The organism is Lysobacter sp. 22409, from assembly GCF_052045105.1.
In the GTDB taxonomy this organism is placed as follows: domain Bacteria; phylum Pseudomonadota; class Gammaproteobacteria; order Xanthomonadales; family Xanthomonadaceae; genus Lysobacter; species Lysobacter antibioticus_B.
The window spans coordinates 42300-54485 of sequence record NZ_JBQEOE010000010.1 but is presented as its reverse complement, the minus strand read 5'-3'; the positions used below and the strand labels follow the sequence as shown (position 1 = coordinate 54485).

General features: G+C 66.9%; 12 protein-coding genes and 1 riboswitch. Of the genes, 6 read left to right on the top strand and 6 right to left on the bottom strand.

Annotated features, from left to right (window positions below; genetic code table 11):
- Positions 1-91: 91 nt before the first annotated feature.
- Positions 92-403, top strand: a complete 312-nt coding sequence (locus ACTJJK_RS07345) for a hypothetical protein (protein ID WP_031370630.1) — start codon at positions 92-94, stop codon at positions 401-403.
- 355 nt (positions 404-758) lie between these two features.
- Positions 759-1046 (top strand): hypothetical protein, encoded by a 288-nt coding sequence (locus ACTJJK_RS07340; RefSeq protein WP_031370629.1) that lies wholly within the window; start codon positions 759-761, stop codon positions 1044-1046.
- A 12-nt stretch (positions 1047-1058) separates the two neighbouring features.
- Here ACTJJK_RS07340 and ACTJJK_RS07335 read toward each other — a convergent pair whose 3' ends face one another.
- The 4 genes from ACTJJK_RS07335 to ACTJJK_RS07320 form a co-directional block, all read right to left on the bottom strand.
- Positions 1059-1859, bottom strand: coding sequence for an SDR family NAD(P)-dependent oxidoreductase (locus ACTJJK_RS07335; RefSeq protein ID WP_440729886.1), 801 nt, complete (start codon positions 1857-1859; stop codon positions 1059-1061).
- A gap of 135 nt (positions 1860-1994) precedes the next feature.
- A complete protein-coding gene (locus tag ACTJJK_RS07330) occupies positions 1995-2498 on the bottom strand; it encodes a hypothetical protein (RefSeq protein ID WP_440729885.1) in 504 nt (167 codons plus the stop codon).
- 133 nt (positions 2499-2631) lie between these two features.
- The gene (locus tag ACTJJK_RS07325; protein WP_223619244.1) at positions 2632-3096 is read right to left on the bottom strand and encodes an SRPBCC family protein; all 465 of its coding nucleotides are present in this window, start codon (positions 3094-3096) and stop codon (positions 2632-2634) included.
- 68 nt (positions 3097-3164) lie between these two features.
- A complete protein-coding gene (locus ACTJJK_RS07320) occupies positions 3165-3833 on the bottom strand; it encodes a response regulator transcription factor (RefSeq protein WP_031370625.1) in 669 nt (222 codons plus the stop codon).
- A 116-nt stretch (positions 3834-3949) separates the two neighbouring features.
- On the opposite strand from ACTJJK_RS07320, the gene ACTJJK_RS07315 reads away from it, so the two are divergent.
- Positions 3950-4330 carry an endonuclease domain-containing protein gene (locus tag ACTJJK_RS07315; protein ID WP_440729884.1) on the top strand — a complete coding sequence of 127 codons (381 nt, stop codon included), beginning with the start codon at positions 3950-3952 and terminating at the stop codon, positions 4328-4330.
- 338 nt (positions 4331-4668) lie between these two features.
- Here ACTJJK_RS07315 and acs read toward each other — a convergent pair whose 3' ends face one another.
- On the bottom strand, positions 4669-6621 hold the full coding sequence (gene acs, locus ACTJJK_RS07310) for an acetate--CoA ligase (protein WP_031370623.1): 1953 nt from the start codon (positions 6619-6621) through the stop codon (positions 4669-4671).
- Between the two features lie 301 nt (positions 6622-6922).
- On the opposite strand from acs, the gene ACTJJK_RS07305 reads away from it, so the two are divergent.
- The 3 genes from ACTJJK_RS07305 (at position 6923) to ACTJJK_RS07295 (ending at position 10849) form a co-directional block, all read left to right on the top strand.
- Positions 6923-8335: a DcaP family trimeric outer membrane transporter gene (locus tag ACTJJK_RS07305; RefSeq protein ID WP_223619241.1), complete on the top strand. Its 1413-nt coding sequence runs from the start codon at positions 6923-6925 to the stop codon at positions 8333-8335.
- An 82-nt stretch (positions 8336-8417) separates the two neighbouring features.
- Positions 8418-10082, top strand: a complete 1665-nt coding sequence (locus ACTJJK_RS07300; RefSeq protein WP_440729883.1) for an MFS transporter — start codon at positions 8418-8420, stop codon at positions 10080-10082.
- A gap of 179 nt (positions 10083-10261) precedes the next feature.
- Positions 10262-10849: a uracil-DNA glycosylase family protein gene (locus ACTJJK_RS07295; protein WP_440729882.1), complete on the top strand. Its 588-nt coding sequence runs from the start codon at positions 10262-10264 to the stop codon at positions 10847-10849.
- A 31-nt stretch (positions 10850-10880) separates the two neighbouring features.
- Here ACTJJK_RS07295 and ACTJJK_RS07290 read toward each other — a convergent pair whose 3' ends face one another.
- Positions 10881-11486: a trimeric intracellular cation channel family protein gene (locus ACTJJK_RS07290; protein ID WP_440729881.1), complete on the bottom strand. Its 606-nt coding sequence runs from the start codon at positions 11484-11486 to the stop codon at positions 10881-10883.
- 160 nt (positions 11487-11646) lie between these two features.
- A riboswitch (glycine riboswitch) is annotated at positions 11647-11753 on the bottom strand.
- Positions 11754-12186: the final 433 nt, after the last annotated feature.

The window sequence follows — 12186 nt, the reverse complement described above, 5'->3', positions numbered from 1 at the left end:
TACGACTGCAACGCGGCGCGCGACGCGATCGCGCATCGGCATTGCGGCACGGGCAGATCGCGCCGTTCGCGGTTGCGCCTACAATCGGCGGATGGATCATCAACTCATCATCAAGTTCTGGCGCAAGTCCCTGGCCGACGAGGCCTTCCTGGCGACGATCGAGGCCGAGTTGAAGGCCGCGCTGGGCGATACGGTCGAGCTGGAGGGTTACGACGTCAGCGCGAAAGAGATCAATCTGTTCATGCTGACCGCCGACCCGCGCCATAGCTTCCGCCGCGCCAAGGACGTGCTGGAACGCCTGGGCCTGATCCAGGGCATGTCGGCCGCGCATCGCCTGGTCGGCGGCGCACGCTTCACTTCGCTGTGGCCGCTGCGCGCGATGCGCAAGTTCACCCTGCCCTAGCGCTTGGTTGCGAGGACGTCGTCGTCCGTGTTCGCAGTACGCACGCCTCGTCGCGCGCACCGCTGCTTTCCTTGAGCCGCCATCGCAAGCGGGCGCGCCGTCGCGCTTCGTGTCGCACGAGTGCGCAGGCGCCGTAGCCGGGTGTGATCGCGATCCGGGTTTTCGCGATCGCGATCTTGCCGCCATGGTTGATCTCCAGTCGCGCTCGCGGTTCGCAAGGACGGCGACGCAGGGCGATTTGTCCTGACGCATGAGCCCGGCTACGATGCCGCGGATCGCCGGCCTTGGGGAAGGCCGGCCCGACTGCCCGGTCTTGCCCCGCAGTCCCACTCTCTGGGTAGCACGCATCGACATCATGGCGACGCGCTTCATCATCGAAGACACCGATCACGCGCAATCGCTGAGCCAACACGGCTCGCTGGCCGAGGCGTGGGTGGAGTTACGGCGCTTGTCGGGCATTCCCTGGGACCAGGCGCCGAACATCGCGCCGTGCACGGGTTGGCGCACCTGCGGCCGCTCCTACGAGATCATCGAATTCGACACCTCGCTGGACCCGTGGCGCGAAGTGCAGCGCGTGTCCGGTTTCGGCATTCGCGCACTCGGCGTGGTGTGGGCGCCGGATGCGCAACGCGACGAGCCGTGAGTCGCCCGCGTATCAATCCACCAGGAAACCGCCGGTGAGATTGAGGATGCCGCCGGTCATCGCCGAGGCGCGATCCGAAGCCGCGTAGACCGCGCTGCCGGCGATGTCGGCGAGCGTCGGCAGACGCTTGAGCAGGGTGCTCTCGGCCGCGCCCTGCAGCATCGCTTCGACCGAGATGCCGGCCTGGTCGGCAAGCGGCTGGAACACCTCGCGGCTGTGCGAACCCGCGTCCAGCGCTTCAGGGATCGCATGCGAACGCAGACAGACGGTGCGAATACCGCGCCCGCCGAGTTCGCCGGCGAGATGGCGCGACATCGCTTCGACACCGGCGCAGGCGACGCAATGGCCCAGATAGCCGGGACCGGTCATGCGCGCAACCGGCGTGACCAGGCTCAGGATGACGCCGCCGCGTTCGCCCATGTGGCGCGCGGCCGCCTGTGCGGTCAGATAGTTGGAGCGGATGTACGAGTGGACCGGATACTCGAAGTCGGCCGGCGGCAGTTCGGCGAACGGCACGCCCTGCACGTGCACGAAGGCCACCGCGTTGAAAACGATATCGATGGCGCCCGCCTTCGCCGCGACCGCCTCGGCGTGGCGCTCGACGGCACCGGCATCGAGCGCATCGACCTGCGCGCTTTCGGCGATGCCGCCGGCCTTCGCTATGTCCGCCACGACCGCATCGAGACGCGCTTGGCTACGACCGGCGAGGAACAAGCGAGCGCCTTCGCGCGCGAACGCACGCGCCACCGCGCCGCCGATCGCGCCGCCACCGCCGTGGATCACCGCGACCTTGCCTTCGAGTTCCCGCTTCATTACGCCTCCGTTGAACCGCATCGCGATCGTCGCGCGTGCGCGCCGACCGCGACTGCGCGGCGGCGCATTGAGGCGGCCAGCTAACACCCGCGCCGCGCGGTTTTCAAGTTTGTGCGCGGGTTGCGGTTTCGCGGATCAGGCTTCTTCCCAGCTGATCCGCACCTCGTGCTTGCCGAGGATGAGGCGATATTCGAACGAAAAACTTTCCCCCGGGTCGAGCGAGCCGACCAGTTCGATGCTGCCGTCGTCCAAGGTCTTGGTTGCATACGCGCCGGCCTGCACCAAAGCCTGCAAACGGCGTGCAGCCGCCGGCTGCCAGTACTTCGAGACCGCGGCGAACAGGCGCTCGATGGCGACTTCACGGGAAGGTGCGGACGCGCCGGGCGCATAGACCAGACTCACCGTCGTGCCGTAATGCACGCAACCGCCGCTGGCGACCGTGACCGTCTCGCCGTTGCGCAGTTTCCAGATGGCGGTGCCGGTGGCGGCATCGAGTCGGCCGCCGTGGCGCGCAGCGGCTTGTTGCATGCGCTTGGCCAGATAGTCCTGGTCGAAGTCGCATTCGATGTCCTGCGCGGCTGCGGGCAGCGCGATTACGAGCATCGCCAACGACAGCATCCAGCGGGTCGAGCGATTCATGCCGCTTCCTTTCTCGATGGCGGTCCATTGATGGCGCGACTATGCCGGCAGCTGCGTTGTCGATTCAATGGCCGTCCGCGGCAACTCGCATCGCGCCGACGGGCGGCGAGCGTGGCCGCGCAACGGACGCTCGTTACCGCGCCTGTGCTTCGCAGTAACGCTTGAGCACCGCCAGGGTGACTTCCCAGTAGAAATTCATGTGGCCGTAGACCGCATAGTCGCCGAGATTGCTCAGGCTCAGCTCGAGTCGCGTGCCGTGGCCGCTCGGATGCAGCCGCAATGCGATGCCGACGTGGTTCTCGGGCGCGTCGGCGAGCGCGCGCCGCGACAGCGAGCTCCAATGGCTGTATTCGAGGACGCGCCCGGCTTCGAAGGCGCGAACGATGCCGCTGTTCTCGAAACGCAGCCGTCCGTGCAACACGCCGCGGATCACGATCGGGCTGCCGATGGCCCAGTCGGTGACGACTTCGAGCGGCTCCTCCGACATCCACGCCGGCATGCGCACAGGATCGGTCAGCGCCTGCCACACCGTCGTCGGCGCGGCCTGGATGTCGATGCTTTTGGTTACCGGGTCGGGGAAACTCGGGTGGCCGTCCATCGTCTGCGGATTCCCTGCGACGGTTCGAGTGCGCGCAAGCGGCGAGCGGTGGTCGCCGGTGAACCCGCTTACTCGACCTCTTCCGGCGGCGGCACGATCGCGCTGGGATCGAGGGCGAGACGGCCGGCGATCAGCACCGCCTGGGTGCGGTTGTTGGCGCCGAGCTTGCGCAGGATCGCGGTGACGTGGGCCTTGACCGTCGCTTCGGAGACGCCGAGTTCGTAGCCGATCTGTTTGTTGAGCAGGCCGGCGCCGAGCATCTGCAGAACGCGGAACTGCTGCGGGGTGAGGTCGCGCAGGCGTTGCGCGGCTTCGTGTTCGTCGGCATTCGCGGCCGGCGCGGCGAAGGCGGCGGCCGGCGCCCAACGGTCGCCGTCGAGCACCGTGGTCAGCGCCGCGCCGAGCGTCGCCGCGTCGGCGGACTTGGGAATGAAACCGACCGCGCCATGATCCAGCGCGCGGCGCATCGTCGCCGGCTCCTCGCGCGCCGACACCACCACGATCGGCAACTGCGGATGCAGCGCACGCAGATGCACGAGCGCGCTGAAGCCTTGCGCGCCGGGCATGTTGAGGTCGAGCAGCAACAGATCGGCGTCGGATTCGGCCTCGACCAGCGCGTACAGCGCATCGACGCTGTCGGCTTCGCGCAGGGCCGCGTCCGGCAGCACCCGCGCGACCGCGCCGCGCAAGGCTTCGCGGAACAGCGGGTGGTCGTCGGCGATCAGCAGGGTCGGCATGGGGCGGGCCTGGTCGGGGGAAGGGTGCTGCGGACGACGTACATGGCAGGAATCTTACGTCGTACAGGGGGTTCGTCCGCTATTGGACGATGGGTGAAGGCGGGTGAAATGTGGGTATGCATTCGTATGAACCCGGTCTCAAAACGCCCGCGCGCCGCCTGCGAGGCGACGCCAGCGCCGCCGAACAGCGGTTGTGGCGGCTGTTGCGGCGCAAGCAGATGCTCGGCGTGCAGTTCTACCGGCAGAAGCCGTTGCTACGTTATGTGGTCGACTTTTATGCGCCGGCGGCGGGGCTGATCGTCGAAGTCGATGGCTCGCAGCACGCCACCGATTCAGGCCTGACGGCGGATGAAAGAAGGACGGTCGCGTTGGAGATGCTCGGGCTGAAGGTGATCCGCTTCGACAACCTGCAGGTGCACAGGGAAACGGCTGCGGTGATGGAGGAGATATATCGCGTCGTGTCCGAGCGTTTGCCTGGGATCGTGAGTCAAGATTGAAGGCGAAAGCCGAAGCAAATCCCCCCTGCCCCCCTTTTTCAAAGGGGGGAACAGCAACAGCACGGGTATACCAATGCCAGCTTGAGCTGACGCTTGAAGTGGAACTTGAAGTGGAACTTGAGGTGGAGCTTGAGGTGGAACTCGAAGTGGAGCTTGAGCTGCCCAAGCAAGGCTATTTGCAGCCTCGCTCACGAATCACCCAACCCGGGAATCACCTTCCTACCGAATCCCTCCTTTGAAAAAAGGGGCAGGGGGGATTTGCTGTTGCTGCTGCTACAGCCGCCCCCCGCAACCAGCACGACCGCGATAACAGCCGTGCCAGCCAGGCAGTGACGCTCTTATCGCCCCAGTCGCTCGCTCACGAGGCTCTCGACCACCGACGGGTCGGCGAGCGTGCTGGTGTCGCCCAACTGATCCGGCGCGTTCTCGGCGATCTTGCGCAGGATGCGGCGCATGATCTTGCCCGAACGGGTCTTCGGCAGGCCCGGCGCCCACTGCAGATGGTCGGGCGTGGCGATCGGGCCGATCTCCTTGCGCACCCAGGCCACCAGTTCCTTGCGCAATTCGTCGTTCTGCGCTTCGCCGGCGATCAGGGTCACGTAGGCGTAGATGCCTTGGCCCTTGAGGTCGTGCGGGAAACCGACCACCGCCGCTTCGGCGACCTTGGGGTGCGAGACCAGCGCGCTCTCGACTTCGGCGGTGCCGATGCGGTGGCCGCTGACGTTGATGACGTCGTCGACGCGCCCGGTGATCCAGTAGTAGCCGTCGGCATCGCGGCGGCAGCCGTCGCCGGTGAAGTAGCTGCCGGGGTAGGTCTTGAAATAGGTCTCGATGAAACGCGGGTGGTCGCCATAGACGGTGCGCATCTGCCCCGGCCAGGAATCCTTCAGCACCAGATTGCCTTCGGCCTCGCCTGCGAGCTCGCCGCCGTTGGCGTCGACCAGGGCCGGCTGCACGCCGAAGAAGGGCTTGCTCGCCGAACCGGGCTTGAGGTCGATCGCGCCGGCCAACGGGGTGATCAGGATGCCGCCGGTCTCGGTCTGCCACCAGGTATCGACGATCGGGCAACGCGAATCGCCGACCACCTCGTAATACCAACGCCAGGCTTCGGGGTTGATCGGCTCGCCGACCGTGCCGAGCAGACGCAGCGAGGCGCGCGAGGTCTTCTTGACCGGCTCGTCGCCGTCGCGCATCAGCGCACGGATCGCGGTCGGCGCGGTGTAGAACACGCTCACCTTGTGCTTGTCGATCACGTTCCAGAAACGCGACACGTCCGGATAGTTCGGCACGCCCTCGAAGACCAGCGCGGTGGCGCCGTTGGCGAGCGGGCCATAGACGATGTAACTGTGACCGGTGACCCAGCCGACGTCGGCGGTGCACCAGTAGATGTCGTCTTCGCGCAGGTCGAACACTGCCTCGTGGGTGAAGCTAGCATAGACCAGGTAACCGCCGGTGGTGTGCAGCACGCCCTTGGGCTTGCCGGTGCTGCCGGAGGTATAGAGGATGAACAACGGGTCTTCCGCGTTCATGCGCTCGGGCTCGCAGGTTTCCGGCTGGCCTTCGACCACCGCGTCGTACCAGCGGTCGCGCGGCATCTGCATGTCGACCGCGGCGCCGGTGTGGCGCACCACCAGCACGGTTTCGACCGAGTTGGTGCCGGGCAGCTTCAGGGCCGCATCGACGTTGGCCTTGAGCGGAATCTTCTTGCTGCCGCGCAGGCCTTCGTCGGCGGTGATGACGAGCTTGCTGGCGCAGTCGGCGACGCGGTCGGCGATCGAGTTCGGGGCGAAGCCGCCGAACACCACCGAGTGGATCGCGCCGACCCGCGCGCAAGCGAGCATCGCCACCACGGCCTCGGGAATCATCGGCAGGTAGATGGTGATGCGGTCGCCCTTCTTGACGCCGAGGTTACGCAGCGCATTGGCCAGACGGCACACGCGCGCATGCAGCTCGCGGTAGCTGATGTGCTCGGCCGGCAGGCTCGGGTCGTCGTGCTCGAACAGCAGCGCGGTCTTGTCGCCGCGCTCGGCCAGATGGCGGTCGAGGCAGTTGACGCTGGCGTTGAGCTCGCCGTCCTCGTACCAGTGGATGTGGAAGTCGGCCAGATCGAAGCTGACGTTCTTGATCTTGGTCGGCGCCTTGAACCAGTCCAGGCGCTTGGCCACGCCGCCCCAGAACGCGTCCGGGTCGGCGACCGATTCGGCGTAGAGACGTTCGTAGTCTTCGCGCCGGTAGCGCGACTTCGCAGCGAAGTCCGCGTCGGTCGGGTAGACGGTGACGGGGTGAGTCATGAGTGGGGGCTCCGTAAGACGGCTGGGATTCGGGATTGGGGATTCGAGAATCGACCAAGCCATCATCGCAGCTTACGAATCTCGAATCCGCAATCCCGGCCCTCGACCCGTCGGGCTTCCCAGTTTGCCGCATTCATCGCGACCGCCGCTGCGGCACCCATTTAGACCTTGGTCGTAACTTGGCCGTAAATGGAGAACTGAATCGCGCCGTTACGACCAATGGCGAATGGTGAAGCCGTCTCGGCCGCGCGCAGGCTGGCCGCAGCCGCACGTACCGCGCGGCGTTCCTCGGGAGGGAATCATGACGTTCACTAGTGTGCTCACACGCACGGCACCGCGGCGCGCGGCGATGCGACGGCGGCCCCTGGCCGCGGCCTTGCTGGTCGCCCTGGCGCTGCCCGGCCTGGCTTTCGCGCAGACGGCAAAGGAAAAAGAACTCGAAACGCGCGTCGCCGAACTCGAACGCATGGTCCAGCAACTGGTCTCGCAACAGCAGCAGGTGCAGACCCAGGTCACCGAGGTCAAGGCCGCGCAGGCCGCCGCACCGGCCGCGGTCGCGGCGACGCCGGCCAAGCCCGGCATCCAGAGCACGCCGATCTCGACCGCCGGCAACCCCGGCACCCGTTTCAGCTACGGCGGTTTCATCAAGCTCGATGCCTCGGTCACCCAGACCAACGACGGCGACATCGCCGACGGTTCGGTCGGGCGCCTGTTCTACGTGCCCAAGGCGATTCCGGTCGGCGGCGCGGCCACCCGCGAAGGCGGCAGCGACACCGACATGGGCGCGAACTTCTCGCGCTTCTGGTTCGCCGCCGACACCGACCTGGAAAGCGGCGACAAGCTCAAGGGCTATCTGGAATTCGACCTCTACGGCGGCGGCAGCACCGCCTTCACCGGCAGCGAGGTCGCCACCAACACTTACGCGCTGACGCTGCGCCAGGCCTACGTGACCTGGAACAAGTGGATGGCCGGCCAGGCCTGGTCGAACTTCCAGGACACCGCGGCGTTGCCGGACACGGTCGACTTCCTCGGCCCCACCGAGGGCACGGTGTTCGTACGCCAGGCGCAATTGCGCTACACCAGCGGGCCGTGGTCGTTCTCGATCGAGAACCCGGAGACGGTGTACACGCCGTTCCGCGGCAACATGGCCCAGGTCGCCGGCGACGACGGCGCGGTGCCGGACGTGACCGCGCGCTACACCGCCAAGGGCGACTGGGGCCACTTCAGCGTCGGCGCGCTCGCCCGCCAGCTCAAGTATCAGTCCGGTCGCATCAACGACAGCAACACCGGCTACGGCCTGAGCCTGTCGGGCAAGTGGAACCTCGGCGCCAAGGACGACCTGCGCTACATGGTCACCACCGGCAGCGGCATCGGCCGCTACGTCGGCCTGGCGCTCAACAACGACGCCGTGCTCGACGCCAGCGGCGACCTGGAGAACATCGACCTGGTCTCGGGCTTCGTCGGCTGGCGCCACGCGTTCACCCCGAAGCTGCGCGGCAACCTGTTCTATTCGCGCGCCGAATACGACAACAAGACCGCATTGACCGGCCTGGGCATCACCAAGTCGGCGCAATCGGCCCACATCAACCTGATCTATACCCCGATCCCGAAACTCGACCTGGGTGCCGAGTACATCTGGGGCCAGCGCGAGATCGAAAGCGGCGACCGCGGCGAAATCAACCGCCTGCAGACCCACGTCAAGTACAGCTTCTGATCGGAAAGTCGCGACAGCAGCATAGAAAGAATCGCCCCGGCGGGCCCCGGCCCGCTCCTCTCCACTGTTCGGGGGAACAGACATGTCCAGCATCACCGCAAACGCAGCGCCGCAAAGCACGCCGCTGACCAAGGACCACAAGAAGGTCATCTTCGCCTCCAGCCTCGGCACCGTGTTCGAGTGGTACGACTTCTACCTCTACGGTTCGCTCGCCGTGATCATCGGCAAGCAGTTCTTCGGCGGTTTGAACGAGACCAGCCAGTTCATCTTCGCCCTGCTCGCCTTCGCCGCCGGTTTCGCGGTGCGTCCGTTCGGCGCGCTGGTGTTCGGCCGCCTCGGCGACATGATCGGACGCAAGTACACCTTCCTGGTCACCATCGTGATCATGGGCCTGGCGACCTTCCTGGTCGGCATCCTGCCCAGTTACGCCACCCTGGGCATCGCCGCGCCGGTCATTCTGATTACCTTGCGGCTGTTGCAGGGCCTGGCGCTCGGCGGCGAGTACGGCGGCGCGGCGACCTACGTCGCCGAGCACGCGCCCAACGGCAAGCGCGGCCTGTACACCAGCTTCATCCAGACCACCGCAACGCTCGGTCTGTTCCTGTCGCTGCTGGTGATCTGGGCCTGCCGCAATTACCTCGGCAAGGAAGATTTCGAGTCCTGGGGCTGGCGCATCCCGTTCTGGTTCTCGGTGATCCTGCTCGGTGTGTCGGTGTGGATCCGCATGCAATTGGCCGAATCGCCGTTGTTCCAGCAGATGAAGGCCGAAGGCAAGACCTCCAAGGCGCCGATCACCGAGAGCTTCTTCTCCAAGAACGGCAAGATCGCCCTGTTCGCCCTGCTCGGCGCCACCGCCGGCCAGGCCGTGGTCTGGTACGGCGGCCAGTTCTACTCGCTGTTCTTCCTCACCAAGACCCTCGGCATGGACCCGAACCAGGCCGATATCTTCATCGCGATCGCCCTGGCCCTGGCCACCGGCGGCTTCATCTTCTTCGGCTGGCTGTCGGACAAGATCGGCCGCAAGAAGATCGTGCTGGCCGGCTGCCTGATCGCGGTGTTCACCTACTTCCCGGTGTTCAAGGCGCTCACCCATAACGTCAACCCGGCGCTGGAAGCCGCGGTCGCCGCCTCGCCGGTCACCGTCACCGCCGATCCGGATCGTTGCGCGTTCCAGTTCGACCCGGTCGGCAAGGCGACCTTCAAGCAGTCCTGCGACATCATCAAGTCGGCGCTGGCCAAGAAGGGCATTCCCTACGTCAACGCGGCCGGCCCGGCCGGCAGCGTCGCCACGGTCAGCATCGGCGGCGCCAGCCTGAGCAGCTTCGAAGGCGAATCGCTCGACGGCGCCGCCTTCAAGACGCAGTCGGAAGCCTTCGGCAAGCAATTGACCGAAGCGCTGCAGACCGCGGGCTATCCGGCCAAGGCCGACCCGGCGCAGATCAACAAGCCGATGGTGATCGCGCTGCTGACCTTCCTGGTGCTGCTGGTGACGATGGTCTACGGCCCGATCGCCGCCTGGCTGGTCGAGTTGTTCCCGACCCGCATCCGCTACACCTCGATGTCGCTGCCGTACCACATCGGCAACGGCTGGTTCGGCGGCTTCCTGCCGTTCACCGCGTTCGCCATCGTCGCCGCCACCGGCAACATCTACAGCGGCCTGTGGTATCCGATCATCGTCGCCGCCATGACGGTGGTGATCGGCGCCTTGTTCCTGCCGGAAACCAAGGACCGCGACATCACTGCATAATCTCTCCGCCCACTAGCGCTGCAACGACGACGCCGGCCTAGCGCCGGCGTCGTCTTTTGCGCTGCCGCCCTGCGCTGCGGGTTCGCAGCTTGACAGGGTTTCGCGCCGCGACCAACACTCGGCCGCGGCTTGCACGCGCAAACCCGACCGCCGCTGCCTCCTTGCCGGAACCGATGCCGATGGAATCCCTTGCCGCCCTGCTCGCCGACGTTCGCGCGTGCAGGCTGTGCACCGCGCATCTGCCCGATGGCCCGCGGCCGGTGCTGCAGATGAGCGCGCAGTCGCGCATCCTGATCGCCGGACAGGCGCCCGGCCGCAAGGTGCACGCGAGCGGCCTGCCCTTCGACGATGCCAGCGGCGAACGCCTGCGCGCCTGGCTCGGCTTGGATCGCGAACGCTTCTACGACGCTGACCAGGTGGCGATCCTGCCGATGGGCTTCTGCTATCCCGGCACCGCGAAGTCCGGCGACCTGCCGCCGCGCCCCGAGTGCGCGCCGGCCTGGCGCCGGCGTCTGCTGGCGCAGTTCCAGCGGCTGCGCCTGACCCTGGTCATCGGCCAGTACGCGCAGGCCTATCACCTGCCCGGCGCCGGCGGCACGCTGACCGCCGCGGTCGCGTCCTGGCGCGAGCGCTGGCCGCATACGGTGGCGCTGCCGCATCCGAGCCCGCGCAACAATCTCTGGCTCAAGCGCAACCCCTGGTTCGAACGCGAGCTGGTGCCGGCCATCCGCGAACGCGTCGCGCAGGCGCTGTCCGAAGACGCTTGAGCGCGCTCTGCAGCGCAGGCTGCGCCGACGCTCACTGATAAACGAACTTCGGCATCTCCCACTCGTAGCGGATCGCCAACAGGCGGAAGGAGAAACCGCCGCCGAGACAGAGCAGCACGGCCAGGTTCTCGGCGACGCCGAAGCGCAGCATCGCCAGATAGGCCACGCCGGTCAGCAGCGAAATCACCGCGTACAACTCGCGCTGGAACACCAGCGGGATCTCGTTGCACAGCACGTCGCGCAACACGCCGCCGAACGCGCCGGTCAACATGCCGGCGATGACGACGATGACCGGGGCGTGCCCGCCTTCGCGCGCGACCGAACAGCCGATCAGGGTGAAGGCGATCAGGCCGAGCGCATCCAGCCAGAGGAAGGCGCGGCGCAAGCGGTGCAGTTTCTTGGCCAGGAAGGTCGCGGCGATCGCCGCGCCGATGGTGTAGCCCAGGTACTCGGGATGCCGCACCCAACCGAGCGGGTAGTGGCCGAGCACGATGTCGCGCAGCGAGCCGCCACCGAGCGCGGTGACGCTGGCGATGATGACGACGCCGAACAGGTCCATGCGCCGCTTGCCGGCGGCGAGCGCGCCGGTCATGGCTTCGGCGCTGATGGCGATGAGATAGATCAGTTGCAGCAACACGGCGGTTCTCCGTCGGGCGGGCACGAATGAACCGCGGCCGGGCACGAAGACGCGGACGCGCCGCTGCGATGAGGACGAGCGGCCGGACAGCGCGGCAAGCGCAGGCGCGGCCGTGAGCCGCATGCGCTTGCCTGTCTCCGTGGCCCGAAGGCCGCGGTGCCGCTCCCGCTGTCCTTTTACCTGAGAGTTTGGGCGGCGCGCTGTCGCGACAGCGGCCGCTTGCCCCTTCGGTGGGCCGCGTCGCGGCCTCTCTCCAGATCGGCGTGTTCGTTGCAGTGTTCCGGCCGATGAAGGGCCGAGCCTGAGCGATTATGGGAGCCTGCGCCTTCGGCGGGCAGCGGCCTTCGGCCGGCGCCACTCTTCTGCAACGGGGACATGGTAGCAGTCGGGTGGCGCATCCAAACCGGGGCTCATCGGTAGCGCCGATGTTTGCGGGATCGCGGTCGCGGCTTGCGACCGAAGGAAATCCCCGTGGGCCTACCCTTGAAGCGGCGTCGCTCTTGGGTAGGAGCGGCGCAAGCCGCGACCGCGCAATGGTGTCGACGACGCGAGCGGCCGTAGGACGATGACGTTGGGCTCGGCGGTGACAGAAGAACTGCGGCGCTGTCGCCAATCCCCCCTTGCCCCCCTTTTCCGAAGGGGGACTCGGCTGGCGGGTTCATTGCGGGGCCGGGCAGGTTGCGCGGGCGGTTGCGGTATC

Excerpts from the sequence above, each read along its gene's own strand:
- ACTJJK_RS07295 (WP_440729882.1), top strand. The coding sequence starts at position 10,262 with ATGGAATCCCTTGCCGCCCTGCTCGCCGACGTTCGCGCGTGCAGGCTG.
- ACTJJK_RS07315 (WP_440729884.1), top strand. The coding sequence starts at position 3,950 with ATGCATTCGTATGAACCCGGTCTCAAAACGCCCGCGCGCCGCCTGCGA.
- ACTJJK_RS07330 (WP_440729885.1), bottom strand. The coding sequence starts at position 2,498 with ATGAATCGCTCGACCCGCTGGATGCTGTCGTTGGCGATGCTCGTAATC.
- ACTJJK_RS07320 (WP_031370625.1), bottom strand. The coding sequence starts at position 3,833 with ATGCCGACCCTGCTGATCGCCGACGACCACCCGCTGTTCCGCGAAGCC.
- ACTJJK_RS07325 (WP_223619244.1), bottom strand. The coding sequence starts at position 3,096 with ATGGACGGCCACCCGAGTTTCCCCGACCCGGTAACCAAAAGCATCGAC.
- ACTJJK_RS07345 (WP_031370630.1), top strand. The coding sequence starts at position 92 with ATGGATCATCAACTCATCATCAAGTTCTGGCGCAAGTCCCTGGCCGAC.
- ACTJJK_RS07340 (WP_031370629.1), top strand. The coding sequence starts at position 759 with ATGGCGACGCGCTTCATCATCGAAGACACCGATCACGCGCAATCGCTG.
- ACTJJK_RS07300 (WP_440729883.1), top strand. The coding sequence starts at position 8,418 with ATGTCCAGCATCACCGCAAACGCAGCGCCGCAAAGCACGCCGCTGACC.
- ACTJJK_RS07335 (WP_440729886.1), bottom strand. The coding sequence starts at position 1,859 with ATGAAGCGGGAACTCGAAGGCAAGGTCGCGGTGATCCACGGCGGTGGC.
- ACTJJK_RS07305 (WP_223619241.1), top strand. The coding sequence starts at position 6,923 with ATGACGTTCACTAGTGTGCTCACACGCACGGCACCGCGGCGCGCGGCG.
- acs (WP_031370623.1), bottom strand. The coding sequence starts at position 6,621 with ATGACTCACCCCGTCACCGTCTACCCGACCGACGCGGACTTCGCTGCG.